The 15,920-nt window shown below is 40.1% G+C and carries 16 protein-coding genes and 1 pseudogene; all 17 read left to right on the forward strand.

Going from position 1 to position 15,920, the window contains the following annotated elements; genetic code table 11:
* Nucleotide 1: 1 nt before the first annotated feature.
* Nucleotides 2-796: a DivIVA domain-containing protein gene (locus HMPREF1125_RS0102070; RefSeq protein ID WP_001123184.1), complete on the forward strand. Its 795-nt coding sequence runs from the start codon at nt 2-4 to the stop codon at nt 794-796.
* 250 nt (nt 797-1,046) lie between these two features.
* Nucleotides 1,047-3,839, forward strand: coding sequence for an isoleucine--tRNA ligase (gene ileS, locus HMPREF1125_RS02625; RefSeq protein WP_000768031.1), 2,793 nt, complete (start codon nt 1,047-1,049; stop codon nt 3,837-3,839).
* Nucleotides 3,840-4,165: 326 nt separating this feature from the next.
* Entirely contained in the window at nt 4,166-4,546 is a 381-nt protein-coding gene (locus tag HMPREF1125_RS02630) for a hypothetical protein (protein ID WP_000856374.1), read from the forward strand.
* A gap of 188 nt (nt 4,547-4,734) precedes the next feature.
* Nucleotides 4,735-5,427 carry a phosphoglycerate mutase gene (locus HMPREF1125_RS02635; protein ID WP_000240120.1) on the forward strand — a complete coding sequence of 231 codons (693 nt, stop codon included), beginning with the start codon at nt 4,735-4,737 and terminating at the stop codon, nt 5,425-5,427.
* A gap of 118 nt (nt 5,428-5,545) precedes the next feature.
* Nucleotides 5,546-6,247 (forward strand): ABC transporter ATP-binding protein, encoded by a 702-nt coding sequence (locus HMPREF1125_RS02640; RefSeq protein WP_000323385.1) that lies wholly within the window; start codon nt 5,546-5,548, stop codon nt 6,245-6,247.
* Nucleotides 6,243-8,939: pseudogene (locus HMPREF1125_RS02650) on the forward strand (FtsX-like permease family protein). The gene HMPREF1125_RS02640 and the pseudogene HMPREF1125_RS02650 overlap by 5 nt, the downstream one beginning before the upstream one ends.
* A gap of 144 nt (nt 8,940-9,083) precedes the next feature.
* The gene (rpsO, locus tag HMPREF1125_RS02655) at nt 9,084-9,353 is read left to right on the forward strand and encodes a 30S ribosomal protein S15 (RefSeq protein WP_001018251.1); all 270 of its coding nucleotides are present in this window, start codon (nt 9,084-9,086) and stop codon (nt 9,351-9,353) included.
* A 410-nt stretch (nt 9,354-9,763) separates the two neighbouring features.
* Nucleotides 9,764-10,042, forward strand: a complete 279-nt coding sequence (locus tag HMPREF1125_RS02660) for a TIGR04197 family type VII secretion effector (protein ID WP_000108752.1) — start codon at nt 9,764-9,766, stop codon at nt 10,040-10,042.
* A complete protein-coding gene (locus tag HMPREF1125_RS02665) occupies nt 10,039-10,398 on the forward strand; it encodes a DUF3958 family protein (protein WP_000105342.1) in 360 nt (119 codons plus the stop codon). The genes HMPREF1125_RS02660 and HMPREF1125_RS02665 overlap by 4 nt, the downstream gene beginning before the upstream one ends.
* A complete protein-coding gene (locus tag HMPREF1125_RS02670) occupies nt 10,388-12,040 on the forward strand; it encodes a T7SS effector LXG polymorphic toxin (protein WP_000510503.1) in 1,653 nt (550 codons plus the stop codon). The genes HMPREF1125_RS02665 and HMPREF1125_RS02670 overlap by 11 nt, the downstream gene beginning before the upstream one ends.
* Before the next feature lie 10 nt (nt 12,041-12,050).
* Nucleotides 12,051-12,674: a TipC family immunity protein gene (locus HMPREF1125_RS02675; protein ID WP_000721847.1), complete on the forward strand. Its 624-nt coding sequence runs from the start codon at nt 12,051-12,053 to the stop codon at nt 12,672-12,674.
* Nucleotides 12,659-13,138, forward strand: coding sequence for a hypothetical protein (locus HMPREF1125_RS02680; protein ID WP_002882800.1), 480 nt, complete (start codon nt 12,659-12,661; stop codon nt 13,136-13,138). Before HMPREF1125_RS02675 ends, HMPREF1125_RS02680 begins: the two co-directional genes overlap by 16 nt.
* A 10-nt stretch (nt 13,139-13,148) precedes the next feature.
* Entirely contained in the window at nt 13,149-13,754 is a 606-nt protein-coding gene (locus tag HMPREF1125_RS02685) for a TipC family immunity protein (RefSeq protein ID WP_000721868.1), read from the forward strand.
* Entirely contained in the window at nt 13,687-14,217 is a 531-nt protein-coding gene (locus HMPREF1125_RS02690) for a hypothetical protein (protein WP_230454485.1), read from the forward strand. The genes HMPREF1125_RS02685 and HMPREF1125_RS02690 overlap by 68 nt, the downstream gene beginning before the upstream one ends.
* 10 nt (nt 14,218-14,227) lie before the next feature.
* Nucleotides 14,228-14,842, forward strand: a complete 615-nt coding sequence (locus HMPREF1125_RS02695; protein WP_000721852.1) for a TipC family immunity protein — start codon at nt 14,228-14,230, stop codon at nt 14,840-14,842.
* Entirely contained in the window at nt 14,839-15,306 is a 468-nt protein-coding gene (locus HMPREF1125_RS02700) for a hypothetical protein (protein WP_002882798.1), read from the forward strand. Before HMPREF1125_RS02695 ends, HMPREF1125_RS02700 begins: the two co-directional genes overlap by 4 nt.
* Nucleotides 15,307-15,318: 12 nt before the next feature.
* Nucleotides 15,319-15,920, forward strand: a 602-nt coding sequence (locus tag HMPREF1125_RS02705) for a TipC family immunity protein (RefSeq protein WP_000751737.1), incomplete at its 3' end; no start/stop codon positions are given.

Genomic DNA, 15,920 nt, shown 5'->3' on the forward strand with positions numbered 1-15,920 from the left:
TATGCCAATTACATCGTTAGAAATTAAAGATAAAACCTTTGGTACAAGATTTAGAGGTTTTGACCCAGAAGAAGTAGATGAATTTCTTGATATCGTTGTTCGTGACTATGAAGATTTGGTTCGTAGTAATCACGACAAAGAGACACACATCAAGAGTTTGGAAGAACGTTTGTCTTACTTTGATGAGATGAAAGATTCCTTGAGTCAGTCAGTTTTGATTGCTCAAGATACTGCGGAGCGTGTCAAACAGGCTGCTCAAGAACGTTCAAACAATATTATTCAACAAGCTGAACAAGACGCTCAGCGTTTGCTAGAAGAAGCAAAATACAAGGCAAATGAAATTCTCCGTCAGGCAACAGATAATGCTAAGAAAGTGGCTGTTGAGACAGAAGAGTTGAAGAACAAGAGTCGTGTATTCCATCAGCGTCTTAAGTCAACGATTGAAAGTCAGTTAGCTATTGTTGAATCATCTGATTGGGAAGATATTCTTCGCCCTACAGCTACTTACCTTCAGACAAGTGATGAAGCTTTTAAAGAGGTAGTTGGTGAAGTTTTGGGTGATGTAGTATCCATTCAACCAGAGGAAGAGCCAATTGATATGACTCGTCAATTCACTCCAGAAGAGGTAGCAGAGTTGCAAGCTCGTATCGAGGCAGGCAATAAAGAATTGGCTGAATTTGAAGCCCAACAAAATCAACATACAGAAGAACTTGTCCAGCATGAAGAGTCAGTTGAAGTAGAAGCTACTGCAGCAACTGAGGAAGATGCAAACAAAGAATCTGTTCTTATCCTATAAAAAATGTGAGAACAAGATCTAACCAACTATATTTTCAGCGAGCGGGAGATGGTGTGAGCCCTGCAATCCCTAGTCGTTAGATTATCCTCTCAACGAATCCAGTCTGAAAACAGTAAGACTGGACGTTCCCCACGTTACGGGAAAAGAGGAAAAGAGACACAGTCTTTTTTCGAACAAAGGTGGTACCACGATTTTCGTCCTTTTTGGAAGTCGTGGTTTTTAATTTGTTAATATTTATAAAGGAGATACCATGAAACTCAAAGATACCCTTAACCTTGGGAAAACAGCTTTCCCAATGCGTGCAGGACTTCCTACCAAAGAGCCACTCTGGCAAAAGGAATGGGAAGATGCAAAACTTTACCAACGTCGTCAAGAATTGAACCAAGGAAAACCGCATTTCACCTTGCATGATGGACCTCCATATGCAAACGGAAATATCCACGTTGGACATGCCATGAACAAGATTTCTAAAGATATTATTGTTCGTTCGAAGTCTATGTCAGGATTTTACGCCCCTTATATCCCAGGTTGGGATACACATGGTCTGCCAATCGAGCAAGTTTTGGCGAAACAGGGTGTTAAACGCAAAGAAATGGACTTGGTTGAGTACTTGAAACTTTGCCGTGACTATGCTCTTTCTCAAGTAGATAAACAACGAGAAGACTTTAAACGTTTGGGTGTTTCTGGTGACTGGGAAAATCCTTATGTGACCTTGACTCCAGACTATGAAGCGGCTCAAATCCGTGTCTTTGGTGAAATGGCTAAGAAAGGCTACATCTACCGTGGTGCCAAGCCGGTTTACTGGTCATGGTCATCTGAGTCAGCTCTTGCAGAAGCGGAAATTGAATACCATGACTTGCTTTCAACTTCCCTTTACTATGCTAACCGCGTCAAAGATGGCAAAGGTGTCCTAGATACAGATACTTATATCGTCGTATGGACAACTACACCATTTACTATCACAGCATCTCGTGGTTTGACAGTTGGAGCAGATATTGATTATGTATTGGTACAACCAGCTGGCGAATCTCGTAAGTTTGTGGTTGCTTCAGAATTACTGAATAGTCTTTCTGAGAAATTTGGCTGGGCTGATGTTCAGGTCTTGGCGACCTACCGTGGTCAAGAATTGAATAAAATTGTGACAGCTCACCCATGGGATACAGATGTAGATGAGTTGGTGATCCTCGGTGACCATGTTACGACTGACTCTGGTACTGGTATTGTCCATACAGCCCCTGGTTTTGGTGAGGACGACTACAATGTCGGTGTTGCTAACGGCCTTGAAGTTGCTGTAACAGTTAACGAACGCGGTATTATGATGGCCAATGCTGGCTCTGACTTTGAAGGTCAATTCTATGACAAGGTTGTACCAACTGTTATCGAAAAACTTGGTGATTTGCTCCTTGCTCAAGAAGAAATATCCCACTCATACCCATTTGACTGGCGTACGAAAAAACCAATCATCTGGCGTGCAGTACCACAATGGTTTGCCTCTGTATCTAAATTCCGCCAAGAAATCTTGGATGAAATTGAAAAAGTGAAATTCCACTCAGAATGGGGTAAAGTTCGTCTTTACAACATGATTCGCGACCGTGGCGACTGGGTTATCTCTCGTCAACGTGCTTGGGGTGTTCCACTTCCAATCTTCTATGCTGAAGATGGTACAGCAATCATGACAGCTGAAACGATCGAGCACGTGGCTCAACTCTTTGAGGAATACGGCTCTATCATCTGGTGGGAACGTGATGCCAAAGAACTCTTGCCAGAAGGATTTAGCCACCCAGGTTCACCAAATGGCGAGTTCAAGAAAGAAACAGACATCATGGATGTATGGTTTGACTCAGGTTCATCATGGAATGGAGTAGTGGTCAACCGTCCAGAACTCAAATATCCAGCGGACCTCTACCTAGAAGGCTCTGACCAATACCGTGGTTGGTTCAACTCTTCACTCATCACATCTGTTGCCAACCATGGCGTAGCGCCATACAAACAAATCTTATCACAAGGTTTTGCCCTTGATGGTAAAGGTGAGAAGATGTCTAAATCCCTTGGGAATACCATTGCTCCAAGTGATGTTGAAAAACAATTTGGTGCGGAAATTTTGCGTCTCTGGGTGACAAGTGTTGACTCAAGCAACGACGTGCGTATCTCTATGGATATCTTGAGCCAAGTCTCTGAAACTTACCGTAAGATCCGTAACACTCTTCGTTTCTTGATTGCCAATACATCTGACTTTAACCCAGCTCAAGACGCAGTGGCTTACGATGAGCTTCGTTCTGTTGATAAGTACATGACCATTCGCTTTAACCAGCTTGTGAAAACGATTCGTGATGCTTATGCTGACTTTGAATTCTTAACAATTTACAAGGCCTTGGTGAACTTTATCAACGTTGATTTGTCAGCCTTCTACCTTGATTTTGCCAAAGATGTTGTCTACATCGAAGGTGCCAAATCACTCGAACGCCGTCAAATGCAAACAGTCTTCTATGACATTCTTGTCAAAATCACCAAACTCTTGACACCAATCCTGCCTCACACTGCAGAAGAAATCTGGTCATATCTTGAGTTTGAAGCTGAAGACTTTGTTCAGTTGTCAGAACTGCCAGAAGCTGAAACTTTTGCCAACCAAGAAGAAATCTTGGATACATGGGTAGCTTTCATGGACTTCCGTGGACAAGCCCAAAAAGCCTTGGAAGAAGCTCGTAATGCCAAAGTAATCGGTAAATCGCTTGAAGCACACTTGACAGTTTATCCAAATGAAGTGGTGAGAACACTTCTTGGAGCATTGGATAGCAATGTGGCTCAACTTTTGATCGTGTCAGAATTGACCATCGCTGAAGGTACAGCTCCAGAGAGTGCAGTAAGCTTTGAAGATGTAGCCTTTACAGTTGAACGCGCTGCAGGTGAAGTATGTGACCGCTGCCGTCGTATCGATCCAACTACTGCAGAACGTAGCTACCATGCAGTTATCTGTGACCACTGTGCAAGCATCGTAGAAGAAAACTTTGCGGACGCTGTCGCAGAAGGATTTGAAGCCAAATAATCAGAATAGACTGAGAAAGGTCGCTAAAATCATAAAAAACGCATAATATCAAGAGTTCAAGTGCTTTGATATTATGCGTTTTATCATGGGAAAATTTACTAGTCCATTTCTTCAAATGAAGTTCTTCCTGGCCTGTCCGTGTAGATAATTAACATAATCAACTATTCAGTTTTCTCATAATTTTATATTTCTACTAATTATAAAGAGACTATAGAACTTAAAATTATTTTTGAAAATCAATATTTATTATAAAATTTTATAAGATTGTTTAATTTTTAGATAAATTATGATAGAATAATACCTATAAAAATTTTAAGGAGATTATTATGAAAACAAATACACTTGCTCGTGTTAACGCTATTTTTGGTCTTATTTCAGGAATTATATTGCTTTTAGCGCCAGTTATCATGTTTATCATGGCTGTTGGAGCTGCTGCGGCAACTGAAGACGCAGATGTAACGGTTGGGACATTGACAGGGCTCTCAATTATTTTGTCATTGGTTAAAATTGCTGTTTTAGTATTGGGAATTGTGGCTATTGTTTATTATAAAGATGATGAACGTGTTACGAATGCACCTTCTGTTTTGCTCATTGTAGGTGGTGCGGTCGGCTTGATTCCATTTTTGGGATGGGTAGGTGGAATTCTAACCATTATTGGTGGTTCACTTTACTTTGGAACATTGAAAAAATTTGTAATTGAAGAGTAGTAGTTTTCCAATTATTTTTTGGGGACTATTTCATCCTCTATCGAGAACAATTATGATAGTGCGATAAAGAGAAGACTGATAAGCTCTTCTCTTTTTAGTTGATTTTAACTAGCTTTTTTGTGAAAAATTGTGTAAAATAGAATAGATAAACGAGGGAAACCTCGAAAAATAAAAGGAGAATCCATCTAATGGTAAAATTGGTTTTTGCTCGCCACGGTGAGTCTGAATGGAACAAAGCTAACCTTTTCACTGGTTGGGCTGATGTTGATTTGTCTGATAAAGGAACACAACAAGCGATTGACGCTGGTAAATTGATCAAGGAAGCTGGTATCGAATTTGACCAAGCTTACACTTCAGTATTGAAACGTGCGATTAAAACAACAAATTTGGCTCTTGAAGCTGCTGACCAACTCTGGGTTCCAGTTGAAAAATCATGGCGCTTGAACGAACGTCACTACGGTGGTTTGACTGGTAAAAACAAAGCTGAAGCTGCTGAACAATTTGGTGATGAGCAAGTTCATATCTGGCGCCGTTCATACGATGTATTGCCTCCTGCAATGCCTCATGATGACGAATACTCAGCACATACTGACCGTCGTTACGCTTCACTTGACGATTCAGTCATTCCAGATGCTGAAAACTTGAAAGTGACTTTGGAACGTGCCCTTCCATTCTGGGAAGACAAAATCGCTCCAGCACTTAAAGATGGTAAAAACGTATTCGTAGGAGCTCACGGTAACTCAATCCGTGCCCTTGTGAAACACATCAAACACTTGTCAGATGATGAAATCATGGGTGTAGAAATCCCTAACTTCCCACCATTGGTATTCGAATTCGACGAAAAATTGAACGTCGTAAAAGAATACTATCTTGGAAAATAATCTATAAACAGAAAGCCTAGGATTCCTAGGCTTTTTGTTTTTGCTTCTGGTTTCCAACTAGTTGAAAAAGCGTTATAATGATAATAGGAAGTAATTTGTTTGAGAGAAGGTGTGTCTGATGGCTTATATTGAGATGAAACACAGCTACAAGCGTTACCAGGTTGGGGATACAGAGATTGTGGCTAATCGTGATGTGAATTTTGAAATTGAAAAAGGGGAGCTGGTTATCATACTTGGTGCTTCAGGTGCTGGAAAATCAACCGTTCTCAATCTTTTAGGAGGTATGGATACCAATGATGAGGGGGAGATTTGGATTGATGGTGCCAATATTGCCAACTATAGTTCGCACCAACGAACAAACTATCGTCGTGAAGATGTAGGCTTTGTTTTTCAATTTTACAATCTGGTCTCCAATCTGACAGCCAAGGAAAATGTGGAACTGGCTTCAGAAATCGTGACAGATGCCTTGGATCCAGAGCAAGTGCTCAAAGATGTAGGTCTGGCTCATCGCCTGAATAACTTTCCAGCCCAGCTTTCTGGAGGGGAGCAACAGCGAGTCTCCATTGCACGCGCTATAGCCAAAAATCCTAAAATCTTCCTTTGTGATGAACCGACAGGTGCCTTGGATTACCAGACGGGGAAGCAAGTCTTGAAGATTCTCCAAGATATATCTAGTCAAAAAGGAGCAACGGTGATTATCGTGACCCACAATGGCGCGCTAGCTCCTATTGCAGAGCGGGTGATTCACATGCGCGATGCTACGGTTAAGAGTATGACAATCAATGAGCATCCGCAGGATATCGATACATTGGAGTATTAGCATGAAAAAAACGTATCGGAAAGACCTATTTCAGTCGGTGATTGCTTCCAAGGGACGCTTTGTTTCTATCCTGACCTTGATGATGCTGGGTTCTTTAGCTCTAGTAGGACTCAAAGTGACCAGTCCAAATATGGAACGCACGGCTGAGGATTATCTCCGTAAAGCCAATACTTTGGATCTGGCAGTGATAGCTGATTATGGCTTGGACAAAGAAGATCAGGAGGAACTAAAGACCCTTTAAGGAGCAAGTGTTGAGTTTGGCTATATGGCAGACCTAACCGTTGAAAATAGCGAAGATGCGGTTCGACTTTATTCCAAGCCTGAGGGTATTTCAACCTTCCAAGTGACGGAAGGTCAACTGCCAGAAGCTGATGAGGAAATTGCCCTAGCCGACTTCTGGAAAGACCGCTATCAGATTGGGCAGACCATTACCTTTACTAAGAAAGAAGAAAAGTCCATCGTAAAATCCCAAACTTTTACAATTACTGGATTTGTTCAGTCGGGTGAGATTCTTTCTAAAGAAGATTTAGGAAGTGCTAGTAGTGGAAATGGCAACCTGACTGGCTATGGAGTAATTTTACCCAGTCAGTTTGACTCAGATGTTTATAGTATTGCGCGTGTGCGCTATGACGATTTAAAAAATCTGGATACTTTTTCATCAGACTATAAGACCAAACGAACCCAACATCAGGAAGAGTTGCAAGACTTACTTGTCGATAATGGTCAAAAAAGATTGGCAAGTATCAAAGCAAATAGGCAAAAGAGCCTGGAAGAGGGGAAAGAACAGCTCCAAACGGCTGAAAGCAACCTTGAAAATGGCAAGAGTCAGTTAGAGCAGGCTGAAAATCGCTTGAAAACGCAAGAAGAACAAGCGACCGCTTTACCAGAACCACAAAAGAGTCAAGCCAAGGGACAGCTGACAAAAGCTAAGGGAGAACTGGCGACAAAAAAAGAAAAGTTGGCTCAGACAGAGAGTGATCTATCTAAGGAAAAAGAGAAGCTAGAACAGCGCCAGAAAGAGCTTGATGAACTGGCAGAGCCGAAATACCACGTATACAATCGCGAAACCATGCCAGGTGGTCAAGGCTACCTCATGTACAGCAATGCATCATCAAGCATTCGTTCAGTCGGGAATATCTTCCCAGTGGTGCTATATATGGTCGCCGCAATGGTGACCTTTACAACGATGACTCGCTTTGTGGATGAAGAGCGTACCAATGCTGGTATTTTCAAGGCCCTAGGTTACCGGAATCAAGATATAGTTGCCAAGTTTGTCCTCTATGGTTTTCTTGCAGGAACTGTAGGAACCATACTTATTGGACATTATCTTCTTGCAGGGGTGATTTCGGATGTTATAACAGCTGGGATGGTCGTTGGGAAAAGTCAGGAGTATTTTTACTGGTCTTATAGCCTCCTTGCCCTAGCTTTAAGTTGGGTATCCAGCGTTTTGCCGGCTTATCTGGTAGCGCGGAGGGAATTACACGATGAAGCAGCCCAACTCTTACTTCCCAAACCTCCCGTTAAGGGATCAAAGATTTTGCTGGAACGTCTGAGCTTTATTTGGAGTCGTTTGAGTTTTACTCATAAGGTTACGGCAAGAAATATTTTCCGTTATAAGCAACGGATGTTGATGACCATTTTTGGAGTTGCAGGTTCGGTTGCTCTCCTATTTGCAGGTCTTGGCATTCAGTCATCTTTGGGAGGAGTTTCCGAGCGCCAATTTGAACAAATCCAGCAATACCAGATGATTGTAGCGGAAAAGAGCAGTGCGAGTGAGCAAGAAAAAACAGATCTAGAAAGTGCCTTGCAAGCTGAATCGATCCACACTTATCAAAAGATTTACTCTAAATCCATTGAAAAAGATTTTAAAGGAAAAGCAGGACTTCAAACGATCACCATGATGGTCACAAACAGAGAAGATTTCAAACCCTTTATCGCATTAGAGGAGAATGGGCAAGAGGTGCATGTCATTGATGGAGCGGTCGTGAGTCAAAAATTAGCCCAACTAGCAGGTGTTACGGTTGGGGACGAGCTGGAGCTTGATGGGAAGAAAATCAAGGTCGCGGCTATTTCTGAAAACTATGTTGGACACTTTGTTTATCTCAACCGAGCGACATACGAACAAGTCTACGGTACCAGTCCACAAGACAATACCTACCTAGTAAAATTAAAAGATCCAACACCTTCCAATACGGAGAAAGAAGCTGCTATCTTTATGGAAAAAGCAGCTGTTTCTGGGGTCGTCCAAAATGCGACTGCCATCCATCTCTTTGAATCCGTGGCTAGTTCTCTCAATAAAACCATGGCCATCCTTGTCCTTGTTTCCGTTTTACTAGCCATTGTCATTCTTTACAATCTCACCAATATCAATGTGGCAGAACGTATCCGTGAACTTTCCACTATTAAGGTTCTCGGTTTCCATAATAAAGAAGTGACCTTCTATATCTACCGTGAGACTATGGTGCTGTCCCTTGTGGGAATTGCTCTCGGTTTGGTAGCTGGCCACTATTTACATCAATTTTTGATTCAAATGATTTCACCAGCCACCATACTCTTTTATCCTCAGGTCAGCTGGGAAGTCTATGCTCTTCCAATCATCGCAGTGACTGTGATTTTAGCCTTACTAGGTCTCTTTGTCAATCGCCACTTGAGAAAAGTAGATATGCTCGAAGCTCTGAAATCAGTAGAGTAATTCACGGTTTTAAACAGTAAATCAGTTGACAAAGTCCCTGCTTCTTGGTAGAATAAGAACTGTCGTAAAGACAAATAACTTCTTCTTGGTTACAGGCATGCCAACCTGTCACTCGGATGAAGCCAAATAAAAAGGAGAAACATCATGGCAATCTCAAAAGAGAAAAAAAATGAAATCATCGCACAATATGCACGTCACGAAGGTGATACAGGTTCAGTAGAGGTTCAAGTTGCTGTCCTTACTTGGGAAATCAACCACCTTAACGAACACATCAAACAACACAAAAAAGACCACGCTACTTACCGTGGATTGATGAAGAAAATCGGTCGCCGTCGTAACTTGCTTGCATACTTGCGTAAGAACGACGTTAACCGTTACCGTGAGTTAATCAACTCTCTAGGGCTTCGTCGTTAATCTGCTTTATTTTCCACTTACATTGCGTTGTCACCTTACCTCGATATACTCAAGTATAATCTTCGGTTACGGTTCCTAGCACTGTAAGGTAAAATTAACCAGATCATCTCCCTTTGGGGAGATTTTTTGTTTTACTAACATTTTCGTACAATCTTCGACTTGTCGCCTAGTCTATAAACGTTTTATCCAGCAAGAATTATGATGCTAAGGGCGTTAAAAATCCGTACGAAAATAGGGAAACGACACAATGTTCGATGAACACAAGGAGTTTCATCTTTTTCACTATAAGGTTTTTCTATTATCTAAATATAGTATAAACTAGGGCTTGTATTCAAAACATGGTATAATAGGCCTATATAGCTAAATGAAGTGAACTATCACTAGGGATTCGAGAAAAGGATAGAACAGTCATGTCAACAGTAAAAAGTGATCTAAATATTGCGCAAACCTATGCGAGTCAGCTTAAAAATGCTTGTCAATCGTTAACAGCAATTGCTGTGGCTAGTCAAGATGACCTAACGACCCTTCAAGGGAATAACAAAGCCCATCAATGTCTGACAAAGTCTCAAAATCTAGCTAGTCAGATTTCGGCAGCTGTCACCCTGACTTCCGAACGACTGCACTCTGTAGCGAGTGATTTTGAGGCGCTAGATGAAGCTGCGGCCAATGATTTTAGGAGTCATACATGAGCACGTTAGATGAGTTGAAGAAAAGAGAGCGAGACCTCTTGTACCAGCTAGAAGACAATGGAAAAGAGAAATATCGCACCAAAGCACTGATAGAAACCTTTGAAGGATATGATAGAGCTAGCCACCGTTATCAAAGTGATTTGTGGGAGGCGGCCTATCAGAGCCGATATGCAGGGCAGTTGGAAGAAACGCTCCTGCAAAGAAACCAACTTAAAAACCAAATCTTTGAGGACCTCAGCTATCACATGGATGATTTGAAAAAAGAAAAATTCCGGTTAGAGGGAGACTTGGATGCGGTTTACTATGAAAGACGCAAGGAACTAGAAAGAGAGGAGGAGAAACGACATGGGCATTGATATGTATTTGGAACAATCACAACTACAAAGTTCGAGTGTAGCGACCATGTGCCAATCTCAGGTGGAGGCTTATCAAGATTTGCAATCAGCCATTCAAAAGTTTTCAGAGGACACAGAGAGTCTAAAGGGAGATGCTTATGATTCGGCTAGAAGTTTTTTTGCAAGTGTCTTATTGCCCTTGAGTAAAGGGGGCCAACTCTATGCAGAAACCTTCTCTCAAGCTATCAAGAAATTGTCAGAAGATTACCAAACGATGGTCGACAGCAAGAGTTGGCGCGAGGATGATTTGCTTGATAAGATCTGCCAGGAAGAGCAAATGATTGCCTATCTAGATGAAGTCAACCAATCCCTTTCTAGATTAACCATGGATAGTGAAGAAAAGGGGAGATTGAGACGCAGTAATGTGGAACTCATGCGAGGACATCATGCCAATAAACGCGTCTATGAAACAATTTTGAGAGACCTGCGTGCCTATGATAGCTACTCAGGAGGACTGTTTGATGAACTAGACAATATCGATGTGCAACTGAGTCGCGGACTGGCCCAGATCGAAACGAGTTGGGACGCAAAGCAAGGCGTCTTTAAAGTTCCATCTGACCTGACTTGGGCCAACTACCTGACTGCCTACTCTGATACAAAGGACATGAAGCTCAGCCGTCAAGAGAAGGCCTTTGTCCAGACCATGATGGCAGAATACGGCTTTGACGCAGAGACTGCCCAACAACTCCTGACCATTAAGCAAGGGATAGACAAGAAGTTTCCAACCTCTAGTCAAGAGTTTCGTGACTATATCTTTTTGCGAGTTGTCGGTGCAGCATCTTATAACGAGTCAAAGTGGGATGAGACTGCAGGCTATTTAAAAAATTATTTTTATGATGAGGTTGTTAGTAGTCCATCTACAGTTGAAAAAATGAGAGTAGAAAAACCACTTTTTGAAATTTTTAAAGAACTTGGAATCAAAGAAGAAACAGATGCAAAAAAATTGATTTATAATCTTAGATTGCAGCATGTGTTAGCTAGCGGCGGAAGTAGTGTTAAAAAAATGAAGGAAAAAGATAATAAAACAGGAACTACATCTTATAGTGATGCTCGGGATAAGTATGAAAAAGTTTATGGCAAAAATAACAAATTTGACCAATTTTGGGACAGTAAATTAAAGTCATACTCTAACAACGGAGCAGGTCATGCAGACTTTACCCACCAGTCCATTACCATGGCTACTCATCTAAATCCTAGCAGTCTTCAGTTATCCGATTTCTATGGCGGTAGAGAACATGTCAAGGACCTTTCAGGCTGGGAGGGAGACACGACCTTCAATGCTAATGATATGAAGCCAAGTATCGGAGAAGATGACTACAAGGCAGATTTAGACTCGGTCAACCTTATCGGCCGCATGCAGAAGGGACAATCCTATGACCAAGCTATAACTTCTTACTATGCTGACCTTCAAAAAGACTCCTCTCAGAGAGAAAGAGAATTTCTTAACAATAAAGATTGGAAAAAGGTCAGAAGTACTATCTATTCTAGCCTAGTACCTGCAGATATTCTGAAAAAGGGTGAGGTATCTATTAAAGAGTACATTGATAAAAACCATTCAGATGTATCAACATTTTTAAATCGCTTGGAAGCTGTGGGAAATTAGGAGGATGATGATGAAAAAAATATTAGGTTTAGTAGCCTTATTCGTGATAATTGTATCATCCTGTTTTTACTTTTTTACTAGACAACCTAAAAATATTTTTGATGAGATCTATCAAGAAACTGAGAAGACATATCTTGGAAATAATGTTTTTAACCAGTTGAAAGATGTTGAAGTACATAAGTATGAAATATATGATAAAGATATGCAGGGAACAGGAAAGTATACTCCCAAGGTAATTTACATTGATAATTATCTACCTGCAAATTATTCCGAGACTGAATTAGAGTTTAATTTTGATAGTATAAACAAAGGAATGTTTATTTGGTTTGAATGGAAAGTAAATTCAAAGTTTTCTTTGTGGTATTTAAGTTATTACAATATTAAGAGTAAGACTCTAGAGAAAGAACTTGCAATTTTAGAAGAGCCAAGAAAGGCTGGAGAGTATCTCAAAGATGAAGAAAAAGTAAGAGACTATTTAAAAAAATACAATATAACCAAAGAAGATTTAGACAAACATTACGACGAAATCGTCAACCAGAAGGTTTTAAAAGATTGGTGTTCGATTTATGACAGCAAGTACTCGCCAAGTAACTATGGAGATGTCAAGATTGAAACCCAGTGGGAGAATTGGTAACAGGTCACGCAGACTTTACCCACCAGTCCATTACCATGGCTACTCATCTAAATCCTAGCAGTTTCCAATTATCCGATTTCTATGGCGGTAGAGAGCGTGTCAAGGATCTTTCAGGCTGGGAAGGAGACACGACTAAAAATGCTACGGATAAGAAACCAAGCATTGGTGAGGATGACTACAAGGCAGATTTGGACTCGGTCAATCTTATAGGCCGTATGCAAAAGGGGCAATCCTATGACCAAGCTATAACTTCTTATTACTATGACCTTCAAAAAGACTCCTCTCAGAGAGAAAGAGAATTTTTGAAAAATAAAGATTGGAAACAAGTCAGAAGCACTATCTATGCCAGTATTCTTCCGTTAGAGGTTATGGAAAAAGGAGAAGATGCTATTAAAGCATATATTGAAAGTAACTATTCAGGTGTATCCAAGTTTTTAAATCGCTTGGAAGCCGTAGCGGATTAGGAGGAAATCTATGAAGAAAATACTAGGTGTTTTAACAATAGTAGTATTACTTGTATCAGTTTGTTTTTACTTCTTTACGCATCAACCTAAAAATATTTTTGATGAAATCTACCAAGAAACAGAGAAAACCTATCGCACAAATAATATTTTAAGAAATATAGAAGGTTTTGAAATTGATGATGTCTGGCCAAGTGATGGAGATTATTTTAAATATAGCCCTTTAGGAAAGTATAAGACTCTTCCGAAAGACTATCTTGAACTGAGAGTTGGATTTAATTTTGAGAAAGCGTATAGTAAAATGTTTGTTTCAGTTGAGAGAAAAGTAGCTGATGGTATGAAGCTATGGATGGTCAACAAATATAATCCAAACACTAAAACAATCAAAAAGTCAATTCAAATAGTATTATCAGGAAACGAGGATAGCTATATCGAAGACGAAGAACAGGTGAAATCCTACTTAGAAAAGTATGGTATTACTGTCAAAGATTTGGATTCTTACTACGATGAAATCGTCAATCAGAAAGTCTTGAAAGACTGGTGTTCCATCTATGACAGTAAGTACTCGCCAAGCAACTATGGCGATGTCAAGGTTGAAACCCAGTGGGAGAATTGGTGACAGGCCCCCAGATTTCACTTACCAGTCCATCACTATGGCTACTCATCTTAATCCTAATCAAGTTCAGTTAGCTGATGTCTATGGCGGTAGAGAGCATGTCAAGGATCTTTCAGGCTGGGAGGGAGATACGACCTTTAATGCTAACGATATGAAGCCAAGCATCGGAGAAGATGATTACAAGGCGGATTTGGACTCGGTCAACCTTATCGGCCGCATGCAGAAGGGGCAATCCTATGATCAAGCTATATCTTCTTACTATGCAGACCTTCAAAAATACTCCTCTCAGAGAGAAAGAGAATTTTTGAAAAATAAGGATTGGAATACAGTCAGGGATACTATTTATGATAGTTTGCGACCAACGGATATTAAGTTAGATGGGGAGGGTGCTCTTAAAGCATATATTGAAAGAAAATATCCAGGTGTGTCCAAGTTTTTAAATCGTTTAGAAGTTGTGGCAGATTAGGAGGATGATGATGAAAAAAATACTCGGTCTAGTAGTGTTATTTGTACTAATTGTATTATCTTGTTTCTACTTTTTTATCCAACAACCTAAAAATATTTTTGATGAGATTTACCAAGAAACTGAGAAAACCTATCGGTCAAATAATATTTTAAGAAATATAGATGGATTTGAAATCAGACCTGATTGGCCAAGTGATGGAGAGTATTCTAAATATTATCCATTTGGAACTTATAATAAAAACAATACCCCAGAAGACTATTTTGAAATCGAAATTGGTTTTAATTTTGCTACAAAAACACAATTAAGTTCAATCTCGTTTGAAAAGCGAATTGGGCCAAATGTTAGAGTTAGAATATGGGATAACTATTCTCGTAAGGATCGTGTTTTAAAAAAATTTGTAAAAATAGGTTTAAAGAAAGCGGATACGGAAACTTATATCGAAGACGAAACCCAAGTGAAATCTTACCTAGAGCAGTACGGTATCACTGCCAAGGATTTGGATTCTTACTACGACGAAATCGTAAATCAGAAAGTCCTGAAAGATTGGTGCTCGATTTATGACAGTAAATACTCGCCAAGCAATTATGGTGATGTCAAGATTGAAACCCAGTGGGAGAATTGGTGATAGGCCACGCAGACTTTACCCACCAGTCCATCACTATGGCGACTCACCTTAATCCTAATCAAGTTCAGTTAGCTGATGTCTATGGCGGTAGAGAGCATGTCAAGGACCTTTCAGGATGGGAGGGAGAGACGACTAAAAATGCTACGGATAAAAAACCAAGCATTGGTGAGGATGATTACAAGGCAGACCTCGATTCGGTCAATCTTATTGGTCGCATGCAAAAGGGGCAATCCTATGATCAAGCCATCTCTTCTTATTATGCTGACCTTCAAAAAGACTCCTCTCAGAGAGAAAGGGAATTCTTAAAAAATAAAGATTGGAAACAGGTCAAAGGTACGATTTATGCAGGGGTAGCGCCTGCGGATATACTGAGAAAGGGTGAGGCATCTATTAAAGAGTATATTGAGGAAAAATACCCAGAAGTATCCACATTTTTAAATCGTTTAGAGGCTGTGGCAGACTAGGAGGAAAAGTTAATGAAGAAAACACTCGGTTTAGTAGCCTTATTCGTGATTATCATATCATCCTGTTTTTACTTTTTTGTGCGTCAACCTAAAAATATTTTTGATGAAATCTATCAAGAAACGGAGGAAACTTATCGGTCAAATAATATTTTAAGAAACATAGAAGGTTTTGAAATTAGTCCGGGTTGGCCAAGTGATGGAGAGTATTCTAAATATTATCCATTTGGAATATATAATAAAGAGCATACCCCAGAAGAGTATTTTGAAATCGAAATTAGTTTTAATTTTGATACAAAAACACAATTAAGTTCAATCTCATTTGAAAAACGAATTGGACCAAACGTTAGAGTTCGCTTATGGAATAAATATAGTCGTAAGGATCGTGTTTTAAAAAAATCTGTAAAAATAGGTTTAAAGAAAGCAGACACGGAAACTTATATCGAAGATGAGGCTCAAGTGAAAACTTACCTAGAGCAGTATGGTATCACTGCCAAGGACTTGGATTCTTACTATGACGAAATCGTTAATCAGAAGGTTTTAAAAGACTGGTGTTCCATTTATGACAGTAAGTACTCGCCAAGCAACTATGGCGATGTCAAAGTTGAAACCCAGTG

The organism is Streptococcus oralis SK304 (assembly GCF_000287715.1).
In the GTDB taxonomy this organism is placed as follows: Bacteria; Bacillota; Bacilli; order Lactobacillales; family Streptococcaceae; genus Streptococcus; species Streptococcus oralis_Y.

Excerpts from the sequence above, each read along its gene's own strand:
- HMPREF1125_RS0102070 (WP_001123184.1), top strand. The coding sequence starts at position 2 with ATGCCAATTACATCGTTAGAAATTAAAGATAAAACCTTTGGTACAAGA.
- ileS (WP_000768031.1), top strand. The coding sequence starts at position 1,047 with ATGAAACTCAAAGATACCCTTAACCTTGGGAAAACAGCTTTCCCAATG.
- HMPREF1125_RS02630 (WP_000856374.1), top strand. The coding sequence starts at position 4,166 with ATGAAAACAAATACACTTGCTCGTGTTAACGCTATTTTTGGTCTTATT.
- HMPREF1125_RS02635 (WP_000240120.1), top strand. The coding sequence starts at position 4,735 with ATGGTAAAATTGGTTTTTGCTCGCCACGGTGAGTCTGAATGGAACAAA.
- HMPREF1125_RS02640 (WP_000323385.1), top strand. The coding sequence starts at position 5,546 with ATGGCTTATATTGAGATGAAACACAGCTACAAGCGTTACCAGGTTGGG.
- rpsO (WP_001018251.1), top strand. The coding sequence starts at position 9,084 with ATGGCAATCTCAAAAGAGAAAAAAAATGAAATCATCGCACAATATGCA.
- HMPREF1125_RS02660 (WP_000108752.1), top strand. The coding sequence starts at position 9,764 with ATGTCAACAGTAAAAAGTGATCTAAATATTGCGCAAACCTATGCGAGT.
- HMPREF1125_RS02665 (WP_000105342.1), top strand. The coding sequence starts at position 10,039 with ATGAGCACGTTAGATGAGTTGAAGAAAAGAGAGCGAGACCTCTTGTAC.
- HMPREF1125_RS02670 (WP_000510503.1), top strand. The coding sequence starts at position 10,388 with ATGGGCATTGATATGTATTTGGAACAATCACAACTACAAAGTTCGAGT.
- HMPREF1125_RS02675 (WP_000721847.1), top strand. The coding sequence starts at position 12,051 with ATGAAAAAAATATTAGGTTTAGTAGCCTTATTCGTGATAATTGTATCA.
- HMPREF1125_RS02685 (WP_000721868.1), top strand. The coding sequence starts at position 13,149 with ATGAAGAAAATACTAGGTGTTTTAACAATAGTAGTATTACTTGTATCA.
- HMPREF1125_RS02690 (WP_230454485.1), top strand. The coding sequence starts at position 13,687 with ATGACAGTAAGTACTCGCCAAGCAACTATGGCGATGTCAAGGTTGAAA.
- HMPREF1125_RS02695 (WP_000721852.1), top strand. The coding sequence starts at position 14,228 with ATGAAAAAAATACTCGGTCTAGTAGTGTTATTTGTACTAATTGTATTA.